Annotated in this window: 8 protein-coding genes; 6 read left to right on the forward strand and 2 right to left on the reverse strand. The window is 67.2% G+C overall.

Annotation, left to right across the window (positions count from 1 at the left end; all coding sequences use genetic code 11):
- Positions 1–105: 105 nt before the first annotated feature.
- Positions 106–276: an aureocin A53 family class IId bacteriocin gene (locus tag ACFWM7_RS32070; RefSeq protein WP_383267404.1), complete on the reverse strand. Its 171-nt coding sequence runs from the start codon at positions 274–276 to the stop codon at positions 106–108.
- Between the two features lie 678 nt (positions 277–954).
- On the opposite strand from ACFWM7_RS32070, the gene ACFWM7_RS32075 reads away from it, so the two are divergent.
- The 6 genes from ACFWM7_RS32075 (at position 955) to ACFWM7_RS32100 (ending at position 5,631) form a co-directional block, all read left to right on the forward strand.
- The gene (locus tag ACFWM7_RS32075; protein ID WP_383267407.1) at positions 955–1,299 is read left to right on the forward strand and encodes a LysR family transcriptional regulator; all 345 of its coding nucleotides are present in this window, start codon (positions 955–957) and stop codon (positions 1,297–1,299) included.
- A gap of 189 nt (positions 1,300–1,488) precedes the next feature.
- Positions 1,489–1,785: a hypothetical protein gene (locus ACFWM7_RS32080; protein WP_383267410.1), complete on the forward strand. Its 297-nt coding sequence runs from the start codon at positions 1,489–1,491 to the stop codon at positions 1,783–1,785.
- A gap of 35 nt (positions 1,786–1,820) precedes the next feature.
- On the forward strand, positions 1,821–2,294 hold the full coding sequence (locus ACFWM7_RS32085) for a PH domain-containing protein (protein WP_383267413.1): 474 nt from the start codon (positions 1,821–1,823) through the stop codon (positions 2,292–2,294).
- Between the two features lie 56 nt (positions 2,295–2,350).
- Entirely contained in the window at positions 2,351–3,820 is a 1,470-nt protein-coding gene (locus ACFWM7_RS32090; protein ID WP_383267416.1) for a PH domain-containing protein, read from the forward strand.
- Complete coding sequence (locus ACFWM7_RS32095) at positions 3,817–4,788, forward strand: ATP-binding cassette domain-containing protein (RefSeq protein WP_383267419.1); 972 nt, start codon at positions 3,817–3,819, stop codon at positions 4,786–4,788. The genes ACFWM7_RS32090 and ACFWM7_RS32095 overlap by 4 nt, the downstream gene beginning before the upstream one ends.
- A gap of 18 nt (positions 4,789–4,806) precedes the next feature.
- On the forward strand, positions 4,807–5,631 hold the full coding sequence (locus tag ACFWM7_RS32100; RefSeq protein ID WP_383267421.1) for a hypothetical protein: 825 nt from the start codon (positions 4,807–4,809) through the stop codon (positions 5,629–5,631).
- Positions 5,632–5,694: 63 nt separating this feature from the next.
- On the opposite strand, the gene ACFWM7_RS32105 is transcribed toward ACFWM7_RS32100, so the two are convergent.
- On the reverse strand, positions 5,695–6,648 hold the full coding sequence (locus ACFWM7_RS32105; protein ID WP_383267424.1) for a carbon-nitrogen hydrolase: 954 nt from the start codon (positions 6,646–6,648) through the stop codon (positions 5,695–5,697).
- Between the last annotated feature and the right edge of the window lie 181 nt (positions 6,649–6,829).

Consider the following 6,829-nt stretch of genomic DNA (forward strand, 5'->3'; position numbering starts at 1 on the left):
CTATCTCCCACAGTCCGTCCGGAACGATCCATCCCCACCGTCCACTTCCCATGAACAGCACAACCGCCAACTGACCATGTAGGACACGGTCTAAGCACGTATCTCTTAGGCCGCGCCGATCGCACGAGCGATGAAGACGACGATCTCCGCGACGGTGTAACCGGCGCTCGACCACTTCATGATCTGGGACTTGTTGGCCCAGACCCACTTCGAGAACTTGGTGCCGTGCTTGGCGCCGGCCTTGATGAGGGCATACGCGAGCTTAAGCCATGCCATTTTTTTCTTGTTCCTCCGCGAATAAGTGAAGCTTCAACGCCCCCGAGGCGGGCACGTTGTCGTGCAGAAGCATTCACAGATATGAGCTCCCCCGACTGGAGGATTGGAAGCTAACACCGGGATTCTTGCCCTATCCATCAGGAACGGAATTCTCCTTCGCGTATTGCCATCGACTCACGCGAGGTGATAAAGAGCCCTTGATTTTACGGATTGCAGCATTCCGCTTAACGAGCGGCGAACGGGGCACGAGCCGTCACCATCGGCGGATCCAGGTCCGCGCCAGCCCGTAGCCAGCCCGCACCGCTCCCGCTCCCGATCCCACTCCAGACCCGCACCCGTGGGTCACAAAAAACGGAATCACTTGCTCCGCATCAGGCAATCATCGTGTAATCCCTCGGCGCTTCAGCGCGTCACCATCATGCAGTTTCGCTGTCAATGTCTGAATTAATGACGATATCTGCCCCCTGGGGAGCGCAAGATTATTCCCTCACGCACAGGGCCACAACCGCACCTCCCATGTGATGAGCGACACGATAGGCAAAGTTGTGCCCCGAGAAATTCGTAGGTAGCTTCCATTTCCGTTGCACTGACCAGCAACACACGGGGACGGCAGAAATTCGGGCGAAACACCATCCGAATCTCTGCAGCAGGACCAGATAGTTGAACGGGGAAATGTGCGTGAGCACAGTTATGCTGTATACCTTCATGATCGCCGCTTCGACCGGCAGCATCGCGGAAACCGCCAAAAAACTCAGATACAGCAAATCCACCGTGCTGTACCACATTCGCGAGGTGGAGAAGGCCTGCGGGGCTGAGCTCGTCGAACGGGATGTACGACGATTCACCCTTACCCGTTCGGGCCAGAAGGCGCTCGAAATATCGGAACAGTTGCTGCGGAAGGCCGACGAGCTCAAGTCGTTGCCGACGGGGGACTCCCGAGGCATGACCACATCACGCCCGCGTGGCGTGAACGTCGACTCGCCGAAGAACTTCCGCCCGTCCGGCCGCCGAATCTCCGCCTGAACGGCAGAGGGGCCGTAGCCGGTTCATTCGACGGGAAACCGTACGGTTTCCTCCGCAAGCCGTTGACCTGCGGCGATGGCCTGGTCGAACGGAAGCCTTTGAGCTTTCCCTCTGTATGACTGAGACTCCTCCCACACCAGCCGCGTCCCTCCCATGTCGCCGTCTGGTCCCTCTCGAACGGAGACTTTGGTGTCCGAAAATCTCACCCTGCTCGCCGTGGCCGCAGCGGTCCTGGCCGTACTGGGTCTGCACCTGGTCATGTCACGAAAAGGACCGGTCTGGCTGGGCGCCCTGGTGCCGTGCCTGTGGATCGTCGTCGTCGTGGTGAGGGCCGTACAGGACCGGCCCGACCTGCGGTCGTCCCTGGTCTCGGCGGCCGGCCTGATCATGTTGCTCTGGATGTGGTCGGGCGGCCGGCAGGCCAGGAAGAAGTCCGAGGCGGACAGGTCCCCGGCCTCCACGCACCCCACGCGTCAGACGTCATGACCCCGCGGACGCCAGCCGAGCCGAAGAAGGAAGCCTTGTCCGTCACGGAACCGGATGCCGCCGCTCGGCAACTGGACAAGCGGTCCGTGCTCTTCTGGCAGACGGAGAACGCGGTTGGCATCGTCCTGGTGCTCGCCCTCGCCGCGGTCCTGCACCAGTTCTCACCGCTTCCGCAGGAGTGGCGCGGCTGGATCCCCTACCTTGCGGGGGCAGCTCTCGCGTTCGCGGTGTTCGACGCTCTCGTACTGATCCCGCTCCGCTACCGGTATTCCCGGTACACGTTGACGGCGGATTGCGTCATCGTCGAGCAGGGTCGGCTGTGGAGGCGACGCCAGGTCTATCCGCTCTCTCGCATCCTGTACTGCGAGACCCGGCAAGGCCCGATTCTGCGATGGTTCACTCTGTTCACCGTCAGGACGGCGACGATCGTCGAGTCACGGTCGATCGGGCCGCTGTCCCGGGCCGAGGCCCATCGCTTCGAGCAGTTCGTCCGCGAGCACTCCCCATGACCGGGGCCCTCCCTGGGACGACCGGGGCATTCGCGAAGCACCGCAACAGCCCGGCCATGTTCGCGACCCGTGCCGCCGAGCACGCGGCGACGATCGTGCCCACGGTCGTCGCGGGGTTGTCGATCTCCACCCGGTGGCCGGTCCTGTTCGGCATCCCGGTGGGCCTGGTCTTCGGGCTGGTCGGCTGCGTCGCCGTGCTCGGCCTGGTGGTGGACTGGTGGACGACCAGGTTCTCCGTGAACAGCGGCGGGATCAGCTACGACAGTGGCTTGGTGGTGCGGCGTTCCACCTCGCTCGGCTGGCCGGAAGTGGTCTCCGTCCAGGTCTCCCGGTCGGCGGTGGCGCGGCTCCTGGGCTGTTCTCGCGTACTCATCGGCATCGGCACGGAGTCGAAGGCCAACCTGGTGATCGAGGCGGTGCCGCAGGCCGTCGCCACCGAGCTGGAGGGGTACTTCGAAGCGGGCCGGGTTCGTCCGTCCTCCGACGCGGCAGTTCCTGGCGGGCGAGAGCATGCGGTCGATGCGTCGGTCAACCCGGTGGTCGATCCGACGGTAGATCAGGGTGACCTGATCTACCGGGTCTCTCCTCGGGACTATCTCCTGATCTCGGTTACCTACGGCCAGTTCGTACTGCTCTTTCCCTTCCTGATGGAGCTATACGAGAACGCCGCCGCCTTCCTGCCGCTTCCCGCGGGCCTTCCCGCGATCTCGGACCTGCCCGGGCCGTTGTGGCAGCAAGTGGTGGCCGGCGTGGCCGTGGTCGGGGCCGCGGCGTTGGCTTTCGGGACACTCGTCGCCTGGCTGCGCTACCGGGCGTTCCAAGTCCGGCACCGGGCAGGGGTGTTCGCGATGTCCGGTGGGCTCATCTCCGCGGAGTCACGGCAGATGCCCCGCGCTCAGGTCGGCGGGGTCAGAATCCAGCGGAATCCTCTGATGCGGGTTTCCGGGTACGCCCGGCTGGCCTTCGTGTCCCGGCAGTCCGGCGAAAGGATCGGCGCGAACATCGTCTTCCCGGCGGCCCGCCTCGAACGCGTACGGGACAGCGTCCGGCACCACTTCCCGGCGTACGCCGATGCGGCCGACCGGGCCCCCGGGGTGAGCCGCTCGCTGCGATGGGGGCTGGTCGGGGTGTCCGCGACGACGCTGACAGTGGCCTCGTGGGCGGCGAGCACCATGCCCCCGGTCAGGGCTTCCGCCCTGCTGGCCGCAGTGGCGATCGCGCTGCTGGCCGCGAGCAACTACTGCTGGGCGACGGTGGCGCCCGACCCGGAGAACGCCGTGCTCCACTACCGCCGCGGATTCCTCTGGGTCACCCACTACGTCGTTCCGTGGGACTCGGTGTATTTCGCCCACTCCTACCACCTGCCCGTGGCCGGCCGGCTGTCGGTCGGGGCGGTCTGCCTGGGGGTGTACGACTCGCGAGCCGTCCGGCTGTGGATTCCGGTCAGCAGGCCGTCGTTGATGGACCGGTTCATCGAGACGACGGCGAACGCACCGGCCCATCATGAGAACGAGGAAAAGGCATGATCGAAGTCATCGGAGTCACCAAGAAGTACGGCGGAAGGCCGGTTGTCGAGGACCTCTCGTTCACGATCCGGCCAGGGATCGTCACCGGCTTCCTGGGCCCCAATGGGTCCGGGAAGACCACCACCATGCGCATGATCCTCGGCCTGACCCAGCCGGACAGCGGAACCGTCCTCGTGGACGGCGTTCCCTTTGCGGAGCACCACAATCCGATGGGCGGCCTCGGTGCATTGATCGACACCAAGCAGGGGCATCCGGGGCGCTCCGCGTTCCGCCATCTGCAGGCCGTCGCGGCGACGGCGGGGATCGGTACGTCGCGGGTTCGCGAAGTGCTGGAGACCGCGGGCCTCAGTGAGGTCGCGCATCGCCGCATCGGCGGATTCTCCCTCGGGATGACCCAACGCCTGGGCGTCGCGACAGCCCTGCTGGCAGACCCGTCGAGCCTGATACTCGACGAACCGATCAACGGGCTGGACCCGGACGGCATCCTGTGGATGCGCAACCTGGTCAGGACGTTGGCGGCCGAAGGACGAGCGGTGCTGCTGAGCTCGCACCTGATGAGCGAGATGGCCCTGACCGCGCACCACGCGGTCGTCATCGGTCAAGGGCGGCTGATCGCCGACGACGCCGTCAGCTCGCTGATCCAACGCAGCACGTCCGCGACCCAGGTCGTTCAGGTGCGCACCCCGCAGGACGAGGAACTCGCTCGACTGGTGCACGCGGCCGGCGGCCGCATGTCCCACGAGCCGGACGGGTCGCACCGGGTGGACGGACTGGCCCTGGAGGAACTGAGCGAGCTGATCGCGTCGCACGGCATCAGGATGCATGAGTTCACCCCCCTGCGGGCTTCGCTGGAAGAGGCGTACACCGAACTCGTCGCCGACTCGGTCACGTTCCGCGGGCGCGGCGTCAACGCTCCCCACCCCAACATTCCGGATCCGACGGGGCAGACGCCGTCGCTGAGTCGATGAAATGAGATGAGCCGCACGATGGCCACGGCAACAGACGCAGACACCCTGGTGCGGACGCACGTTCCGCCACCCCACCGGCTTTCCTCCACCGGTCTCGTACGCAGTGAACTCATCAAACTGCTGACGGCGCGATCACTGGTCACGATGTTGATCCTGACGGTTCTCTGCACCGCCGGGATCAGCGTTCCCGTGGCGCTGACCACCGAGACCGAGGCCGCGCGGTCCGCGGCCGAGACCCTGCCGAATTTCATCGACACGACCCTCCTCGGAATGCAGCTCTCCATTCTTCTGGTGGCCGTCCTGAGCGCAGTCGCGGGCGCGAGCGACTTCGGCAACGGCACGATCCGCGTCGCGTTCGCCGCCGCGCCGCGACGCACCCCCGTACTCGCTGCCAAGCTCGCTGTGGTCGCCGGTGTGACCACCGTGCTGATCAGCGCCACGCTCCTGCTGACGGCGGTCGTCTCCTGGGCGGCCCTGACACCCGGTCCCCTATGGACGCCTTTCACGAGCTCGACGAGCCTGCTGAGCCTGGTCGGCGCGGTGATCACCACGCTCGCCGTGAGCGTTTCGGCCGTCAGCCTCGGCTGTCTGCTCCGCAGCTCCGGGAAGGCGATCGCCGCCATCCTGGGCCTGCTGATCGTGGTGTCGATCGTCCTGCTCGCGATCCCGTCCCGGATCCTCCCGTCGGCGTTGTCCGGCTACGTCTTCGGAGGAGCGGTGACCACCCTCCTGGGGACGGCGAACGACTTCGGCGCATGGGTCGGCGCGGTGGTGGCTCTCGTGGCCTGGTCCGCCGCGTTCATCGCCTGCGCCGCAGCGTCCATCCGTCGGCGTGACGTGTAGAACGAGGACGGACGCGCAGCCAGGCATCGCCCGACACCGGTCAGTCCGTCACCGGTCGGCCCGTCACCGTGAGCGGCCCGTCACCGTGAGCGGCCCGTACGCGTCCGGGCGGCGGGTGGTCAGGAACGGGAACAGTTCCAGCCAGTCGCGGCGGGCGTCGAGGTCGAGGTCGGCGACCAGGACGGCGGGCTCGTCGCGGGGGGCCTGGGCCAGGACGCGGCCGTACGGGTCCACGATGAAGGAGCTGCCGTAGAAGGTGAGGCCCCTCTCGGCGCCGATGCGGTTCGGGACGATCATGAAGGTGGCGTTGGCGATGGCGTTGCCGGTGATCACCTTCTGCCAGAGCGGCTGGGAGTCGAAGCCGGGGAAGCCGGGCTCGGAGCCGATGGCGGTCGGGTAGACGAGGACGTCGGCCCCGGCGAGGGAGTAGGCGCGCGCCAGCTCCGGGAACCACTGGTCCCAGCAGGTGGGCAGGCCGAAGCGGGCCTCGTCGACCTCGACCAGCGGGAAGGCGTCGTCGCCCGCCGGGCCGGCCCGGAACCAGTCGTCCTCGTAATAGCCCTCGGTCACCGGGATGTGCGTCTTTCGGGTGCGCTGCGCGAGGGTGCCGTCGGGAGCGACCAGGATCGCCGTGTTGTAGCCGAGGCCGTCGTCCTCGCCGCCGGGCGCCGGGGCCTTCTCGTACAGCGAGGCGTGGACGTACACGCCGTGCTCGCGGGCGGCCTCGGCGGCGAACGTGAAGGTGGGGCCCGTCAGCAGCTCCTCCGGGGCGGCCGGCTCGGGGTGGTCGGCGCGGCGGACCACCGCGAAGTACGGCGAGAGCGTCAGCTCCTGGAGGCAGACCACCCGGGCCCCCTCCGCCGCCGCGAGCCGGACGCCCTCCAGCAGGGCGGCGCGGTGCTCGGCCGGGTCGCGGTGCCAGCGCTGCTGGACGGCCGCGACGCGCAGGGGGGCGCGCTCGGCGGGGCGGGTCCGGGTCGGGGAGGCGGGCGGGTTGTACGCGGTGATCAGACGCATGACCAGTTCCAGGGGTGTGGGGCGGGGCGAGGGGGACGGGAGTGTGCCGGAACGTTCCGGCAGGCTCGACGAATCTAACCCTGCCGGAACGTTCCGGGAACCCACCCGCCTGCCTGTCGGCCAGCCGGTAGCCTTCACCCCCGAGACCACCCCGACCGTGACCCAGCGCGACGTAGCCCGC

The sequence above is a fragment of the Streptomyces sp. NPDC058375 genome (assembly GCF_042723425.1).
Lineage (GTDB): Bacteria > Actinomycetota > Actinomycetes > Streptomycetales > Streptomycetaceae > Streptomyces > Streptomyces durocortorensis.

What these genes read in the sequence shown, in the direction of transcription:
- ACFWM7_RS32070 (WP_383267404.1), bottom strand. Translation starts at nt 276, where the DNA reads ATGGCATGGCTTAAGCTCGCGTATGCCCTCATCAAGGCCGGCGCCAAG.
- ACFWM7_RS32090 (WP_383267416.1), top strand. Translation starts at nt 2,351, where the DNA reads ATGTTCGCGACCCGTGCCGCCGAGCACGCGGCGACGATCGTGCCCACG.
- ACFWM7_RS32095 (WP_383267419.1), top strand. Translation starts at nt 3,817, where the DNA reads ATGATCGAAGTCATCGGAGTCACCAAGAAGTACGGCGGAAGGCCGGTT.
- ACFWM7_RS32100 (WP_383267421.1), top strand. Translation starts at nt 4,807, where the DNA reads ATGGCCACGGCAACAGACGCAGACACCCTGGTGCGGACGCACGTTCCG.
- ACFWM7_RS32105 (WP_383267424.1), bottom strand. Translation starts at nt 6,648, where the DNA reads ATGCGTCTGATCACCGCGTACAACCCGCCCGCCTCCCCGACCCGGACC.